Source organism: Micromonospora cathayae (genome assembly GCF_028993575.1).
GTDB classification, from domain to species: domain Bacteria; phylum Actinomycetota; class Actinomycetes; order Mycobacteriales; family Micromonosporaceae; genus Micromonospora; species Micromonospora cathayae.
The window spans coordinates 863,953-878,115 of the sequence record NZ_CP118615.1 but is presented as its reverse complement, the minus strand read 5'-3'; the positions used below and the strand labels follow the sequence as shown (position 1 = coordinate 878,115).

The 14,163-nt window shown below is 72.5% G+C and carries 13 protein-coding genes, 1 tRNA gene and 1 pseudogene; 10 read left to right on the top strand and 5 right to left on the bottom strand.

Annotated elements, in window-relative coordinates; genetic code table 11:
* The first annotated feature begins 34 nt into the window (after positions 1–34).
* The 4 genes from PVK37_RS04140 (at position 35) to PVK37_RS04125 (ending at position 3,713) form a co-directional block, all read left to right on the top strand.
* Positions 35–616, top strand: a complete 582-nt coding sequence (locus PVK37_RS04140) for a pyridoxamine 5'-phosphate oxidase family protein (protein ID WP_275032376.1) — start codon at positions 35–37, stop codon at positions 614–616.
* A gap of 42 nt (positions 617–658) precedes the next feature.
* Complete coding sequence (locus PVK37_RS04135; protein WP_275032375.1) at positions 659–1,228, top strand: GNAT family N-acetyltransferase; 570 nt, start codon at positions 659–661, stop codon at positions 1,226–1,228.
* A 17-nt stretch (positions 1,229–1,245) separates the two neighbouring features.
* Positions 1,246–1,935: an HAD family hydrolase gene (locus PVK37_RS04130; protein WP_275032374.1), complete on the top strand. Its 690-nt coding sequence runs from the start codon at positions 1,246–1,248 to the stop codon at positions 1,933–1,935.
* A gap of 89 nt (positions 1,936–2,024) precedes the next feature.
* On the top strand, positions 2,025–3,713 hold the full coding sequence (locus PVK37_RS04125) for a S8 family serine peptidase (protein WP_275032373.1): 1,689 nt from the start codon (positions 2,025–2,027) through the stop codon (positions 3,711–3,713).
* Between the two features lie 268 nt (positions 3,714–3,981).
* Here the strand turns inward: PVK37_RS04125 and PVK37_RS04120 are convergent, their stop codons facing one another.
* Together PVK37_RS04120 and PVK37_RS04115 are read right to left on the bottom strand one after the other, a co-directional pair.
* Positions 3,982–4,914 carry a DUF559 domain-containing protein gene (locus PVK37_RS04120; protein WP_275032372.1) on the bottom strand — a complete coding sequence of 311 codons (933 nt, stop codon included), beginning with the start codon at positions 4,912–4,914 and terminating at the stop codon, positions 3,982–3,984.
* A gap of 289 nt (positions 4,915–5,203) precedes the next feature.
* A pseudogene (locus PVK37_RS04115) lies at positions 5,204–5,839 on the bottom strand (IclR family transcriptional regulator); the annotation flags it as partial.
* Positions 5,840–6,190: 351 nt separating this feature from the next.
* Here PVK37_RS04115 and cysS point away from each other — a divergent pair.
* Entirely contained in the window at positions 6,191–7,606 is a 1,416-nt protein-coding gene (gene cysS, locus PVK37_RS04110; protein ID WP_275032371.1) for a cysteine--tRNA ligase, read from the top strand.
* A complete protein-coding gene (rlmB, locus tag PVK37_RS04105) occupies positions 7,606–8,748 on the top strand; it encodes a 23S rRNA (guanosine(2251)-2'-O)-methyltransferase RlmB (protein WP_275032370.1) in 1,143 nt (380 codons plus the stop codon). The genes cysS and rlmB overlap by 1 nt, the downstream gene beginning before the upstream one ends.
* Positions 8,749–8,815: 67 nt before the next feature.
* Here rlmB and PVK37_RS04100 read toward each other — a convergent pair whose 3' ends face one another.
* The gene (locus tag PVK37_RS04100) at positions 8,816–9,907 is read right to left on the bottom strand and encodes an ABC transporter ATP-binding protein (protein WP_275032369.1); all 1,092 of its coding nucleotides are present in this window, start codon (positions 9,905–9,907) and stop codon (positions 8,816–8,818) included.
* A 377-nt stretch (positions 9,908–10,284) separates the two neighbouring features.
* On the opposite strand from PVK37_RS04100, the gene PVK37_RS04095 reads away from it, so the two are divergent.
* Positions 10,285–10,361 (top strand) — tRNA-Thr (locus tag PVK37_RS04095).
* A gap of 195 nt (positions 10,362–10,556) precedes the next feature.
* Here PVK37_RS04095 and PVK37_RS04090 read toward each other — a convergent pair.
* A complete protein-coding gene (locus tag PVK37_RS04090) occupies positions 10,557–11,423 on the bottom strand; it encodes an alpha/beta fold hydrolase (RefSeq protein ID WP_275032368.1) in 867 nt (288 codons plus the stop codon).
* A gap of 146 nt (positions 11,424–11,569) precedes the next feature.
* On the opposite strand from PVK37_RS04090, the gene PVK37_RS04085 reads away from it, so the two are divergent.
* Both PVK37_RS04085 and PVK37_RS04080 read left to right on the top strand, forming a co-directional pair.
* On the top strand, positions 11,570–11,971 hold the full coding sequence (locus PVK37_RS04085) for a helix-turn-helix domain-containing protein (RefSeq protein ID WP_275032367.1): 402 nt from the start codon (positions 11,570–11,572) through the stop codon (positions 11,969–11,971).
* A gap of 35 nt (positions 11,972–12,006) precedes the next feature.
* On the top strand, positions 12,007–12,417 hold the full coding sequence (locus PVK37_RS04080) for a VOC family protein (RefSeq protein WP_275032366.1): 411 nt from the start codon (positions 12,007–12,009) through the stop codon (positions 12,415–12,417).
* A gap of 60 nt (positions 12,418–12,477) precedes the next feature.
* Here the strand turns inward: PVK37_RS04080 and PVK37_RS04075 are convergent, their stop codons facing one another.
* The gene (locus PVK37_RS04075; protein WP_275032365.1) at positions 12,478–13,134 is read right to left on the bottom strand and encodes a type 1 glutamine amidotransferase domain-containing protein; all 657 of its coding nucleotides are present in this window, start codon (positions 13,132–13,134) and stop codon (positions 12,478–12,480) included.
* A 193-nt stretch (positions 13,135–13,327) separates the two neighbouring features.
* On the opposite strand from PVK37_RS04075, the gene PVK37_RS04070 reads away from it, so the two are divergent.
* On the top strand, positions 13,328–14,101 hold the full coding sequence (locus PVK37_RS04070) for an enoyl-CoA hydratase/isomerase family protein (RefSeq protein WP_275032364.1): 774 nt from the start codon (positions 13,328–13,330) through the stop codon (positions 14,099–14,101).
* Positions 14,102–14,163 lie beyond the last annotated feature (62 nt).

Below are 14,163 nucleotides of genomic sequence, written 5' to 3'. Positions count from 1 at the left end.
GGTCCGGGCCGCAGCGTCCGCGCTGGACGGTCCGGTGGCGGCCCGGCTGGCGGGGCAGCGTAACGCCTGGCTCTGCACCCTCCGCCCCGACGGTTCCCCGCACGTCACGCCGGTCTGGTTCGTCCACCGGCAGGGGCAGTGGTGGATCTGCACGGCAGCCGGCAACCGCAAGGCCCGCAACGTGACCGGCGACCCCCGCGTCTCACTGGCCCTGGAGGACGCCGACGGGCCGGTGGTCGCGGAAGGCACGGTGACCGTGCACCGGGACACCTTTCCAGCCGAGGTCGTCGCAGCCTTCCGCGACAAGTACGGCTGGGACGTGACCGGACCGGATCAGCCGCCGGGCGGCAACGTCCTGCTCCAGGTCACCGTCACCCGCTGGCTCCTGACCGGCGTCGTCCGCAGTCGTCCCGGCCGGTATTGCCCGCTGTCGTCCTGGCTGGTGTCGTCCGCTGTCGTCCTGGCCGGTATTGCCCGCTGTCGTCCTGGCTGGTGTCGTCCGCTGACGTCTTGGCCGGTGTCGTCCGCTGACGTCCCGGCCGACGGCTCGTCGCCGGGGCCGACGACGACGTCCGCCGATGTCCGGTGCCTGCCGGGGCCGCTGCGAACGGAGTAAAGCGGTGGCCCGGTCGAGCCGGGCCGGGCCACCATGTCGAACATGACCGATGCGGACGCGCCAGCCGGAACCCTGCTGGAATCCGACCGTCTCCGGCTACGCCGGTTCACACCCGCCGATCTCGACCATCTGGTCGAACTGGACGCCGACCCGGAGGTCATGCGGTACCTGACCAACGGGCGGCCCACTCCGCTGCCGGTACTCCGGGACGACCTGCTGCCCCGGATCCTGGCCGGGTACGAGCGGTCGCCGGGCCTCGGCCGGTGGGCGGCGGTCAGCCGCACCGACGGGGAGTTCCTCGGCTGGTTCGCGCTCGACCCACCGGCCGGCGACGACCGGACGCAGGCCGAACTGGGCTACCGGCTCCGCCGGTCGGCCTGGGGCCGGGGGCTGGCCACCGAGGGCTCCCGCGCCCTGATCCGGTACGCCTTCGACCAGCTCGGACTGCGCCGGGTCTGGGCCGAGACGATGGCGGTGAACGTCCGCTCGCGGCGAGTGCTGGAACGGGCCGGCCTGCGCCACGTTCGTACCTTCCACCTCACCTGGGACGACCCGATCCCCGGCACCGAGCACGGCGAGGTGGAGTACGAGATCCTCCGTTCCGGACGATGACGGGAGAGGACGCTCCCATGGTCGGTGCGGTGGTGTTCGACGCGGACGAGACGCTGGTGGACCTACGGCCGGCGGTGACCGGCGGGCTGGTGGCCGTACTCGAGGAGATGCGGCGGCTGACCCCGGCGGCGGCCGAGATCGATCTCGCGGACCTGGAGTCCGACTGGGGTGCGGTGTTCGGCGCGCACCGCTCCGCACCCGTGGCGGAGATCAGGCGGGCCGCGCTGGCCCGGTCGCTGTCCCGGGTCGGGCTGGCGGACGACCTGGACCGGTTCGCCGAGCTGTTCTTCGCCCGACGGTTCGCGCTGACCCGGCCCTACCCGGACGTGCTGCCCGCGCTCGCCGCGCTGCGGGACCGGGTCACCCTCGGATACGCGACCAACGGCAACAGCCGGGCGGCCCGCTGCGGGCTGGCCGGCGAGTTCGCCTTCGAACTGTACGCACACGAGAACGGTCTGCCGAAGAAGCCGGATCCGGCGTTCTTCGCGGCGGTGGTGGGCGCGGCCGGGGTGCCACCGTCCCAGGTGCTGTACGTGGGGGACTCGCTCACCCTGGACGTGGTCGCGTCGCAACGGGCCGGCCTGCGCGCGGTCTGGCTGAACCGCCAGGGCAACCCCTGCCCACCGGGGGTGACGCCGGACGCGACGGTGTCCACAGTGACCGAACTGCTGAGCCTGGTCGGCCGGTCGGCGCGACAACGACGGTGATCGCATCTCCATCCGTCTTTCCTCTAGCGGAGACCGGCAACGATGCTGTCTGATGTCTGCCACGTCCCTCAACGAGAGGATCTGATGTGGTGAGCAAGCGCTTCACCGCCGGTGCCGTCGCTACCGCAACGGCGCTGGCACTCACGGTGACCGGCCCGGCCGGCCCCGCGAACGCCGAGCGGACCGCCGCCCGGACGTTCACCGTGGTCGCCGAGGAGGGTGCCTCCACGGACGCCGCGATCAATGCGATCCGGGCGGCCGGCGGCACCGTCGTGTCCCGTACCGACGAGGTCGGCATCTTCCAGGTCACCAGCGACCGGGCGGACTTCGCCAGCAGGGCCGTCGCGGCCGGCAGTGTGCTCGGCGTGAGCGAGCGGAAGGCCATCGGCCGCAAGCCCAAGCTGGACCGGGTCGAGCAGGAGCACCTGCTGGCCGCGGCGAAGAACGCGGCCAAGAAGCCCGGCAGGTCGAACAAGAGCATGGACCCGCTGGACGACAAGCTCTGGGGTCTGGAGATGATCCGGGCCGACAAGTCCCGCAAGATCGAGCCCGGGGACCGCCGGGTCAAGGTCGGCATCCTGGACACCGGTGTCGACGCCAGCAACCCCGACATCGCGCCCAACTTCGACTGGTCGCTGTCGCGCAACTTCGCTCCGGACATGGTGGACGTCGACGGGCCCTGCGAGGTGGCGAGCTGCCTCGACCCGGTCGGCACCGACGACAACGGGCACGGCACCCACGTCGCCGGCACCATCGGCGCGGCGGCCAACGGCTTCGGTATCTCCGGGGTCGCCCCGAACGTGTCGCTGGTCGAGCTGAAGGGCGGCCAGGACTCGGGCTACTTCTTCCTCGACCCGGTGGTCAACTCGCTGGTGCACGCCGCCAACAGCGGTCTCGACGTGGTGAACATGTCCTTCTACGTCGACCCGTGGCTGTACAACTGCACCGCCAACCCGGCCGACTCCGCCGAGGACCAGGCCGAGCAGCGGGCGATCATCGCGGCGATGAAGCGGGCCCTGACCTACGCCCACCGCAAGGGCGTCACCCTGGTCGGCGCGCTCGGCAACAACAACGAGGACCTCGGCGACCCGCGCGTCGACGAGTCCAGCCCGGACTACGGCGCCGACCCCTACCCCCGGGAGATCGACAACGCGAGCTGCTGGGACCTGCCGGTCGAGGGCCCGCACGTCATCGGGGTCTCCTCGCTCGGCCCGTCGTACAAGAAGTCGGACTTCTCGAACTACGGCACCGAGCGGATCTCCGTGGCCGCCCCCGGTGGCTGGTTCCGGGACGGCTTCGGCACCGACACGTACCGCACCGACGCCAACATGATCCTGTCGGCGTACCCGAAGCACGTCCTGCAGGAGGAGGGCTCGGTCGACGCCGCCGGCAACATCGTGCCGGGCGCGGAGACGTTCGTCTTCAAGGACTGCAAGGCCAACGGTGAGTGCGGCTACTACACCTACCTCCAGGGCACCTCGATGGCCGCGCCGCACGCCGCCGGCGTCACCGCGCTGATCGTCAGCAAGTTCGGCAAGAAGGACCGCCGGGGCGGCTTCGGCATGGACCCGGACCTGGTCGAGCAGCACCTCTACCGGACGGCCGCCGAGCGCGCCTGCCCGGAGCCGCGGCTGCAGCAGTACCGCAACGAGGGCCGGGACGAGACCTACGACGCGTACTGCGCCGGTGGCCTCAACTTCAACGGCTTCTACGGGTACGGCATCGTCGACGCGTACGCCGCCGTGAAGACCCCGCTGAAGCCGAACGCCCGCCCGTAGTCTGCCGATCCCCGAGGGGCCTGCCCTCCGGAGATCCTGACTCCCGATGCCGAGACCGCGGCACCCGAACGTCCGGGTGTCGCGGTCTCGGCCGATCCGGCCCCGGGCCGCGCGTCGGGGTCGGGCCGGCATCGTGTCCGCCTCCCGGCCAGGTCGGGCCGGCATCGTGTCCGCCTCCCGGCCAGGGCGGGCCGACATCGTGTCCGAGTCCCGGCCGGGGTGGGCCGACATGGTGCCCGAGTCCCGGCCGGGGCGGGCCGTGCCGTCGTCAGCCATGCCAGCCGCAGGTCGACAGCGCGGCCCGGACCTCGCGTACGACTGCCGGAAAGTCGTGTCGCAGTCGGCGGCCGGTCACGTGCAGGACGAGCCAACCGGCCGCCACGAGCTGGTTCAACCGCTTCCGGTCGCGGTGCAGCTGGTCCGGGTCGGCATGCCATTGTCCGTCGTACTCGACGGCCACCCGATACTCCGGCCAGGCCAGATCCGGATGAAGCACCAGCCCGGACGTCAGCCGAATCGGATGCTGGGTGATCGGGCGGGGCAGCCCGGCCATCATCAACCTGACCCGGAGGTGGGACTCGGGAGGCGACTGGGCGCCCGGATCGGCCAGCGCGAGCACGCGGGCCGCACGTCTGCCGCCCGGTCGCTCGGCGTTGCCGGTCGCGAAGTCGTGGAGCGCGCCCCGGTTGGTCAACCCCTGACCGAGCAGGGAATCGATGACGCCGACAGCCCGGACCGGCTCCACCCACACCGCAGTTTCCCAGGCCGCCCACGTCGGATCGCGCAGGAGCGGCGTCCTGGCCCGACCGGGCGGTGTCCGGTGTCCGGTTTCTCCCGCCAGCTGTGTGCCTACGACCAGGGCGGTCGTGTGCACCCGTAGGCCACGCTGGCTACGGAGCCCGGCCGGTCGGGGCACGACGACGTGAACGTCGTCGGTGAAGCCGGCGGCGTGTTCGACGCCGTGCAGGTAGGCCGCCGAAGGACCAGCGAAGACCGCGTCGGCGGGAAGTCGCAGCGCCACCGCCCGACAGGCGAGCCCGTGGTCCCGGCCCAACCGGGAGTCGGCATAGCTGTCGTGGCGCAGCCGGATCCAGGCCGAGCTGCGCAGCTGATCCCGGGTCAGGAGCCCGCGTCGGACCACGTCCGAGCCGCGGAACACCTGCCAGGCAAGCGCTGAGGGGCGATGAGTGCGTACGGGCACACCGGTCAGGGTGCCCGCCGTCGACCGTCGGCGACACCCCCTGTGGACAACCCGGCCTCCGCCCCGGCAGTCCCTGTGGACAACCGCCCCCGCCAGTGTCACCTGTGCTAGGGCTGTCGCTCGTGCATGATCGACTCGGAATGCGGCATATCGGGGTGTCGGCCGTCCCGCTGACCCCGACATGCCGCATCCGGAGTTGATCATCCGACGCCGACGCCGACGCCGACGCCGACGCCGACGCCGACGGTCAGGCGGTCAGGCGGTCAGGCGGTCGGGAGGGGCCGGCTGCTCAGGACAGGGCGCGGGCGATCGCGGTGGCGGCGGCGAGGACCTGGTCGCCGACGCTCGTGGCGTCCAGTGGGGCCAGTGCCACCACGCCGACGCTCGCCTCCAGCCCGGGTACGCCGAGCACCGGCGCGGCCACCCCGTACGCGCCGGGTTGCAGTTCCCCGACGGTGCTCACCGGGCCGGCGGACCCGGCCCGACCTGCCAGGATGGCCCGTCCCGCCGCCCCGCGATCCAGCGGGTGCCGCGACCCGGACCGGTATGCCACGTGGAACGACGTCCAGCTCGGCTCGACCACGGCCAGCGCCACCCCCTCGCCGCCCTCCACGACGGTCAGGTGGGCGGTCGCCCCGACCTGTTCGGCCAGTCGACGCAGGGCGGGCAGCGCCCCCTCGGCGAGCAGCGGCTGGGCCCGGCGGGCCAGGTGCAGCACACCCGCGCCGAGGCGCAGCCGGCCCGCCCCGTCGCGGCGCAGCATGCCGTGCCCGGTCAGCGCGCTGACCAGCCGGTAGACCGCGGCCCGGCCGATGCCCAGCCGGTGTGCCGCCTCGGTGACGGTCAGCCCGCCGGGGGCGTCGGCGACCAGGTGCAGCAGGCGGAGGCCACGGTCGAGGGTCTGCGCCGTCTCTCCGCCCGAGGCCGGCGGCGCTTCGCCGGGGCTCGTCCCGCTCTCTCCCCCTCGGGTCGGGGATGCTCCGCCGGGGCCGGGGCCGGGGCCGGGGCCGGGACCGGGGCCAGGGCCGGGGCCGGGGCCAGGGCCAGGACCGGAGCCGGGGCCAAAGCCGGGACCGGGACCGGGACTAGTAGGGCCAAGACCAGGGCCAGGGCCGGTTTGTCCGGCCGGGGTCGGGGAGGATCTGCCGGGGCCTGTACCGGTCTCCGCGTCCCGGGCCGGGGACGCCTTCTCGGGGTCTGCCGCCGTCTCCACAGCACGCAGCGTACGACCCGGCACCGGGCAGCCCACGGATGTGGGGACCGTTACCCTTGTACGGTGACGCTACGCCTGTATGACACCGCCACCCGATCGGTGCGGGACTTCGTCCCGCGGGAAGCCGGCAAGGTGGGGGTCTACCTGTGTGGTCTCACCCTCCAGGCCCCTCCGCATATCGGTCATCTTCGTTCCGGCGTCAACTACGACGTGCTGCGGCGCTGGCTGTTGGCGCGCGGCTTCGAGGTCAGGTTCATCCGCAACCTGACCGACATCGACGACAAGCTGCTGGTCAAGTCGTGCGAGCAGGACCGCCCGTTCTGGGCCATCGCGTACGAGAACGAGATCGTCCTGGCCGCCGCGTACCGCTCGCTCAACGTGCTGCCGCCGACGTACGAGCCCCGGGCCACCGGACACGTCCCGGAGATGCACGAGCTGATCGCGACGCTGATCGAGCGCGGGCACGCCTACCCGGCCACCGACGGCTCCGGTGACGTCTACTTCGACGTGGCCTCCTGGCCGGCGTACGGTTCGCTCTCGGGGCAGTCGCCGGACGCCATGCAGTCCGCCGGGGACGCCCCGGACCGGGGCAAGCGGGACCCGCGTGACTTCGCGCTCTGGAAGGGCGCCAAGCCCGACGAGCCGGCCGACGCGTACTGGCCGTCGCCGTGGGGGCGGGGTCGGCCCGGCTGGCACATCGAGTGCTCGGCGATGTGCTGGCGCTACCTCGGCCCGGAGTTCGACATCCACGGCGGCGGGCTCGACCTGACCTTCCCGCACCACGAGAACGAGATCGCCCAGTCGCAGGCCGCCGGTCTGCCGTTCGCCCGCTACTGGGTGCACCACGGGCTGCTCAGCCTGGGCGGGGCGAAGATGGGCAAGTCCGCCGGCAACGCCCTCGACCTGGCGTACGTGGCGTCGCTCGGGGTGCGCCCGGTCGAGCTGCGGTACTACTTCGCCTCCGCGCACTACCGGTCCCGGATCGACTACACCGAGGATTCGCTGCGCGAGTCGGCGGTCGCGTACCGACGGATCGAGGGCTTCGTGCAGCGGGCCGCCGAGCGGGTGGGCGCGGGCGTACCCGGTGAGCTGCCGGCGGCGTTCGTCGCCGCGATGGACGACGACCTGAACACCTCCGCCGCCCTCGCCGTGCTGCACGACGTGCTGAGGGACGGCAACACCGCCCTGGCCGGCGGCGACGATGTGACGGTCCGCACCGCGCTCGCCGCCGTGCGGGCGATGCTGGATATCCTCGGGGTCGACCCTCTGGACGCCGCGTGGACCGGTGGCACCCCCACCGACGACCTGCGCGACGTGGTGGACTCCCTGATCGCGTTGGCTCTCGAGCAGCGTGCCCAGGCCCGCAGCCGCAAGGACTGGGCCGCCGCCGACGCGGTACGCGACCAGCTCAAGCAGGCCGGCGTGGTGGTCGAGGACACCCCCCAGGGCCCCCGTTGGACTATTGGAGAGCAGGACTGATGCCCGGCAATTCGCAGCGCCGTGGCCGGCGACTCGCCCCGAAGCAGGGGGCCCCGAAGGGTTCCGGCGGCAAGAACCGGGACGCCCTCGCCGGGCGGGGGAAGACCCTACCCGCCGACGAACGCCCGTGGCACAAGGCGTACTCGGGCACCGAGAAGCTGCCCCAGCGCACCGCCTGGAAGCAGGACAAGGAACGCCGCGCCGCCGCCGAGGAGGGCCGCGCCCCCAAGGTCGGCCAGCCCGGTGCCAAGGACACCACCTGGGGCAAGGGCGGCGGTCGGGGTACCCCGACCGGTCGCGGGGCCGCCGGTGGCCGGGGTGGTGCGGCCCGGGGCGGCAAGCCCACCGGGCGGACCGGCCCCCGGGTCGCCCCCGGCCGCAAGTCGAACCCGTCGAAGGACGGCCCGGAGCTGCTGGTCGGGCGGAACCCGGTGCTGGAGTCGCTGCGGGCACAGGTGCCGGCCACCGCGCTCTACACGGCGCAGGGCATCGACAGCGACGACCGGGTCAACGAGATCGTCCGGACCGCCGCCGACCGGGGCATCGCCATCCTGGAGATCAGCCGGGCCGAGCTGGACCGGATGACCGGGGGCGTGCTGCACCAGGGCATCGGCCTGCAGGTGCCGCCGTTCGCCTACGAGCCGTTCGAGGATCTGATGGCCGCCGCGTTGGAGCAGACGGCCCCGCTGCTGGTCGCGCTGGACGGCGTCACCGATCCGCGTAACCTCGGCGCGGTGATCCGGTCGGCCGCCGCGTTCGGCGCGCAGGGGGTCTTCGTGCCGGAGCGCCGGGCCGCCGGGATCACCGCGACCGCCTGGCGGACCAGTGCCGGCGCAGCGGCCCGGGTGCCGGTCGCCCAGGTGACCAACCTGACCCGCTCGTTGAAGGCCTGCCAGGAGGCCGGGTTCATGGTGGTCGGGCTGGACGCCGACGGCGAGACCGACCTGTACGACCTGGAAGCCGCGGTCGGCCCGCTGGTCGTGGTGGTCGGCTCCGAGGGGCGGGGGCTGTCCCGCCTGGTGGGGGAGACCTGCGACCTGACGGTCAGCATCCCGATGGTCTCCGACGTCGAGTCGCTGAACGCCAGCGTGGCCGCCGCGGTCACCCTGGCCGAGGTGGCCCGGCGGCGCGCCGCCGCCTGAGCCACCACCGCACCGACACCGAAAGGGGCGGCCCGCCGGGTGCGGGCCGCCCCTTTCGTCTCGTACGTCAGATCCGGTGGCCGGTGGCGGCGTTGAACACGTGGGTCCGGCCGGTACGCGGCTTGACGAACACGGTGTCACCCATGTTCGGCATGGCCCGCCGGTCGGTCCGCACCACGAACCGCTCGTTGGCACCTTCCAGCGCGGCGTGGCCGTAGACGTTGGCGTCCGAGCCGAGGTCCTCGACCAGCTCGACGACGACCGGCATGCCGCCCTCGGTCGGGCTGACCAGGTCGCAGTCCTCCGGCCGGAAACCGACGGTCACCTTGCCGTTGCCGCCCTCGGCGCGGGCCGCCTCGACCTGCTCCCGGGTCAGCGGGATGAGCATCTCGGCGAAGGACGCACCGTTCTCGCCGAGCGCCACGGTCTTGATGTTCATCGCCGGGGAGCCCATGAAGCCGGCGACGAAGACGTTCGCCGGGGTGTCGTAGAGCGCCCGCGGGGTGTCCACCTGCTGGAGGACACCGTCGAGCATGACGGCCACCCGGTGACCCATGGTCATGGCCTCGACCTGGTCGTGGGTGACGTAGACCGTGGTGACGCCCAGCTTGGCCTGGAGCGACGCGATCTGGGTACGGGTCTGCACCCGGAGCTTGGCGTCGAGGTTCGACAGCGGCTCGTCCATGAGGAAGACCTGCGGCTCCCGGACGATGGCCCGGCCCATCGCGACCCGCTGGCGCTGACCACCGGAGAGGGCCTTCGGCTTCCGGCTGAGGTACTCCTCCAGCTGGAGCAGGGCGGCCGCCTCCTTGACCCGCCGGTCGATCTCCGACTTGGGGGTCTTGCGGAGCTTCAGGGCGAACGCCATGTTCTCGTACACCGTCATGTGCGGGTAGAGGGCGTAGTTCTGGAAGACCATCGCGATGTCGCGGGCCTTCGGCGGCAGGTGGGTGACGTCGCGCTGGTCGATGTAGATCGAGCCCTCGTCGACGTCCTCCAGGCCGGCGAGCATCCGCAGGCTGGTGGACTTGCCGCAACCGGAGGGGCCGACCAGGACGAGGAACTCGCCGTCGCCGATCTCCAGGTCGAGCTGGTTGACGGCGGGACGCTCGGTGCCCGCGTAGATGCGGGATGCCTTGGCGTAGGTGACCGTGGCCATGGTGAAGCGCTTCCTTTCACCGGCAGGAACGTGCCGGACGATCCGAGTGAAGGAGCAACCGGCGCGGTGGACCGCGCCGGCCAGACGGGCGGCACCCGGGCACCCTGAGGTCACCGGAATGTCATCCGTGTCACTGCACGGTAAACGGGATTCCTTCCGCTGCCAAGACGGTGGGCGAGGGGTGGGACCGACGACATTCGCATACCGGTCACTCAGGCACGCACGGACATCAATCGCTCGGACATTGACTGCGTTGCGTGCACCGTAGAGTCACAACCCGACCGCAAGGACGGCATCCGGTCACGTTTCCGGTGCTGAGGGGCCTGGTGAACGATGAAATCCGGACGCCAGTCGCTATGCTGACCACGGACGCACGCGCCCCTGTAGCTCAGCTGGCCAGAGCACTCGCCTTGTAAGCGAGATGTCGCCGGTTCGATCCCGGCCGGGGGCTCCATTTCCCGTTGGTTTCGGGTCCGTTCCGCCCCGGACGGACCCGACCAGCGGTCCGCCCCGGGTCCCACCCGTTGGACCTTCCGCCCCGGATCTTCCCATCGGCCCGCTGCCCCACGCCGGGAACCGCCGGCCCGTTGGCCCGCGCCGGGAACCGTCGGCCGGGTGGTCCGGGCCGGGGTTCCGTCGGCCGGGTGGTCTACCCCGGTCCCACCGAGCCGATGTGGGTCTCGACCGCGTCGGCGAACGGGTCCAGCACCGCCGGGGCCAGCGCGTGCCCCATGCCGGGGACGGTGACCAGCTTCGCCGACGGGATCAGCCCGGCCAGGTACGCCGCGTGCGGCGGCGGGTTGATCGGATCCTCCGGGGCCTCGACGACCAGGAACGGCACCCGTACCCGGCCCAGCTCGTCACCCCGGGCCAGCCCGTCCTGGCCGGCGCGGGCGTGGGCGGCGGCGTTGCGGTGCGTGCCGGCGTGGTCGATGCAGGACTCCTCCATCGCCCGGAACGCCGCCGCGTCGAACGGGACCACGTCGCCGTTGAGGAGCCGCCAGTGCTCCACCCGCCAGTCGAGTTCCGCCTCGCGGTCCCGTTCGTCGGTGAACTGCTGCCACAGTTTCAGCAGCCGCGGGTCCGGGTCCGGCAGGGCCGGCGCGTCCGTCCCGCCGGCCAGGCCGGCGCCGAGCGCGGCGGTGCAGAACGCGGTGGCGCTGAGCAGCCGGTCAGGGTGGTCCAGGGCGAGCAGCTGCACCAGGACGCCACCCATGGACATGCCGACCACGTGGGCGCGCGCCACTCCGGCCGCGTCGAGTACCGCGAGCGCGTCGCCGGCGAGGTCGGTGATCTGGTACGGGTGTTCGTCGAAGGCCCAGGTGGAGCGGCCGGTGTCCCGGTGGTCGTAGACGATCACGCGGTGTCGGGTGGCGAGCCGTTCGACCAGAGCCGGCGGCCAGGTCAGCGCGTTGGCGTTCGCGCCCATGACCAGCAGCAGTGGTGGCGCGTCGAGCGGACCGACCGCGCGGGCCCAGAGCCGGTAGGGCGCGGAGACCTGGACCGTGAATTCCATATCAGACATTGTGCCGCAGTTCGGCCGACGCTGCCGTCGGCCCGGTCCACCTGCCGGCGGCCGGTCCACCTGCGGTCGGGCCGGTCCACCTGCGGTCGGGCCGGTCCACCTGCGGTCGGACGTAGGCTGGCTGCCGTGATGGGCCGATGAGCCGGGCGGTCGAGCAGTCCAACCGGGCGATGCTGCGGGCCCGGGACGCGATGGACCGGCGGTACGCCGAGCCGCTGGACATTCCTACCCTGGCCCGGATCGCCCACGTCTCCGAGGCGCACTTCATCCGGACCTTCCGGGCGACCTTCGGCGAAACCCCGCACCGCTACCTCCAGCGCCGCCGGGTCGAGCGGGCGATGAGCCTGCTGACCGATACCGAACGGGACGTGACGGACATCTGTTACGCGGTCGGCTTCGCCAGCCTGGGCACCTTCAGCCGTACCTTCCGGGAGATCGTCGGGGCGTCGCCCACCGCGTTCCGGAAACGTACGACGGCGGCCGGGGGCGTGCCGAGCTGCTTCACCAAGGCCTGGACCAGGCCCAGCAGTTTTGGATAAGCAGCAGGTCAGGGCCGGGTTCTAGCGTGATCGGCATGACGATCGACGCGATCAGCCGCTCCCAGATCTACGTGCTCGACCAGGACGAGGCGCTCGACTTCTACGTCGGCAAGCTCGGGCTGGAGGTGCACACCGACGCCGACCTCGGCTTCATGCGTTGGCTCACGGTCAACGTGCCCGGCGACCGTGGGCGGGAGATCCTGCTGGAACGGCCCGGCCCGCCGGCGCTGGACCCGGCCACCGCCGAGCAGGTACGGGAGTTGCTCACCAAGGGGGCGCTGGGCGGGTACCTCTTCATGACCACCGACGACGCCCACAAGACGTACGAGGACCTGGTCGCCCGGGGTGTGGACGTCACCGACGAGCCGACGGAACGCCCGTACGGCATCGATTTCGGTATCCGCGACCCTTTCGGGAACCGGATCCGCATCGGCCAGATGTTCTGAACCGGCCGCCGGGTCGACCGGGAGGCTGGCATCCTCCTCCTGGTCGACCCGGCGAGGCGGTCAGCGCAGGGCCTTGAGGGCGGCTTGGGCGGTGGCGCGGGCGGACTGGGGGTTCTGGCCGGTGACCAGCCGCCCGTCGGCGACCACCTGCTCGGTGAAGTTCGGGGCCGGGACGTGCTCGGCGCCCGCCTCGGTGAGCTTGTCGGCGAGCAGGAACGGGACCACCTCGGTCAGCCCGACCGCCGCCTCCTCGTCGTTGGTGAAGCCGGCCACCCGCTTGCCGGCGACCAGGTGACGGCCGTCGGAGAGCTTCAGGTTGACCAGGGCGGACGGCCCGTGGCAGACGGCGGCCACCACGCCACCGCGTTCGTAGACGGCGGCGGCGATCCGCGCCAGGTCCGGGTTGTCGGGGAAGTCCCACATCGTGCCGTGGCCGCCCGCGAAGAACACGATGTCGTACCCGGCCGGGTCGACCTCGGCGGCCGGTCGGGTGTGCGCCACGTCGGCGGTGGCGAGGAAGTCCTGCTGGGTTCGGTCGTCGGCGTCCAGGCCGTCCACCGGCGGCTCCCCACCGGCCACCGAGACCAGGTCGACGTCGATTCCGGCGGCCCGGAACACCTCCCACGGCTCGGCGGCCTCGCCGACGTAGTAGCCGGTCCCCCGGCCGGTGTCGCCGAGCTTGTCATGGCTGGTCAGGGCGATCAGTGCACGTGTCATGTCCGCCATGCTGGCGCGGGTGGCCACCGCTGACCAATAGGCGAAGGACACACCCGTGACAGGTTTACCGGTACGAAGGCCCGCCCGGTGCACCGGGCGCTGCCCGGCGGGTGAACCAGCTCACCCGCCCGGACGCCGTCCGGCCTGCGTGGTTAGGGTCGGCGGGCCGGCCCCGACCGGCGGGTGAGGAGGCGTGGCGGTGGGCGAGGCGACGTTGACCGTCGAGACGGCCGGCCCGGTGGCGACCGTGGTGATCAGCAACCCGGCCCGGCGTAACGCGATGACCCCCGACATGTGGCGGCAGTTGCCGTTGCTGCTCGACCGGATCGAGGCCGAGCCGGCCGTCCGGGTGCTGGTGCTCACCGGGGCGGGCGACACCTTCTGCGCCGGGGCCGACCTGGGCGACGTGGACGAGATGCTGGCCGCCGGGGACGCGAGCACGGCGGTGGTCGCCGAGGAACGGCTCGCCGCGTTCGCCAAGCCGACGGTGGCCGCCGTCCGGGGGGCCTGCGTGGGCGGCGGTTGCCTGCTCGCCGTCGCCTGCGACCTGCGGGTCGTCGCCGACGACGCCCGGTTCGGGGTGCCGCCGGCCCGGCTGGGACTGGTCTATCCGACGCCGGCCACCCGTCGGCTGGCCGCGCTGGTCGGCCCGGCGACCGCCAAGTACCTGCTCTTCACCGGCGAGCTGATCGACGCCGAGCGGGCGGCCCGGGTCGGCCTCGCCGACGAGGTCGTACCGGCCGACCGGCTCGCCGACCGGATCACCGACCTGACCGGGAGCATCGCCGTCCGCTCCCAGCTCAGCGTCGCCGCGGCCAAGGAGATCGTGGACGGCCGGGCGGACCCGGAGCGGGTGGCCTGGTGGCACGGCCAGGCCCGGACCAGCGGGGAGGCCCGCGAGGGCGTGGCCGCCTTCCACGAGCGGCGTCCGGCCCGGTTCGCCTGGACGTTCCCCACCGGAGAGTGATTTTTCGCCGCAGGTGTCGATCTCGCCCGGCTCCGTTCGTGTACCAGGTGAGCGCCGGCACC